At 73.4% G+C, this 1,117-nt stretch carries 1 protein-coding gene and 1 pseudogene; one reads left to right on the forward strand and one right to left on the reverse strand.

Going from position 1 to position 1,117, the window contains the following annotated elements:
* Positions 1-250, forward strand: a pseudogene (locus ABZ749_RS35565) (phospho-sugar mutase); the annotation flags it as partial.
* 246 nt (positions 251-496) lie between these two features.
* Here ABZ749_RS35565 and ABZ749_RS35570 read toward each other — a convergent pair.
* Positions 497-1,117: GPP34 family phosphoprotein (locus ABZ749_RS35570; protein WP_357235848.1), on the reverse strand; the 621-nt coding region annotated here is incomplete at its 5' end.

Below are 1,117 nucleotides of genomic sequence, written 5' to 3' on the forward strand. Positions count from 1 at the left end.
CACCCCGGCCACCCTGCTCGGGCAGCCGGTGGACAGCGTCCGGGACCTGCTGCCCGAGTCGGACGTGGTGATCCTGCGGACCGCGGCGGCCCGGGTGGTGATCCGCCCGTCCGGGACCGAGCCGAAGCTCAAGGCGTACCTCGAAGTGGTGGAGCCGGTCACGGATGGTGACGTCCCGGCGGCCCGCAGCCGGGCGGCGCAGGCGGTCGTCGGGCTGCGGGCCGAGGTCGGCGTCGCTCTCGGCATCTGACGCCGCGAAGGACCCATCCACCCGGCACGTTCCCTTTGCTCTGCACCCGCGGATGCGCCACGTGCCATCGGGGAGCCGACATGCGGCGGACGCCAAGCGCCGGCCGCTCGTGGTGCATCTTCGGGTGCAGAGCCTCGTGGTGCATCTTCGGGTGCAGAGCCTCGTGGTGCATCTTCGGGTGCAGAGCCTCGTGGTGCATCTTCGGGTGCAGAGCAAAGGATGGCAGGGGCGTGCTGGCTTCGACGGTCAGGCGCGCTTGCCGAGGGCCTGGTCGACGGCCTTGGCCAGGGCGGCGACGACCAGGCCGACCGACGGGCGGACCACCGAGTCGTCGGTGCTCACCTCGCCGGAGAACCCGGCGCCGGTGGCGATCTCCGTCAGCCGGCGGCGGGCGTCGGCGGCGGCCTCGCCGCTCACCCCGAGCGCGGACTCCATCCGGAGCACCACCACCAGGGTGGCCAGCGCGGCGGTCCGCTCGTCCGGGGCTGCCGCGCCGGTCAGCGCCTCGGCCAGCCGCTGCCGGGTCTCCGCCTCGACGGAGGTGTCCACGACCGGGTAGCGGTGCACGTGGATGAAGCCCAGCTCGGTCTCGTCGACGTCCCGGACGACACCCTGCCGGCACAGGTCGGCGAGGATCCGGTCGCGCAGGCCGTGCCGCAGACGCTGCACCCAGGACGCCGGGCTGTGCGGGGTGTCGGCGGCGATCCGGCCGAGGACGTCGTCGCTGAACGGCTCGCCGGTGGGCGTCGGGTCGATCACCGTCAGGGACCCGTCGGCCGGCCACTTCGCGATGTCCCACACCGCGACCGCCGTCGACCCCAACCCGATCACGTCACCGACCGATTCGGCGAGACGCCCAGTGAAGAC

Origin of the sequence: Micromonospora sp. NPDC047753, from assembly GCF_040642735.1 — a bacterium.
Taxonomy (GTDB): domain Bacteria; phylum Actinomycetota; class Actinomycetes; order Mycobacteriales; family Micromonosporaceae; genus Micromonospora.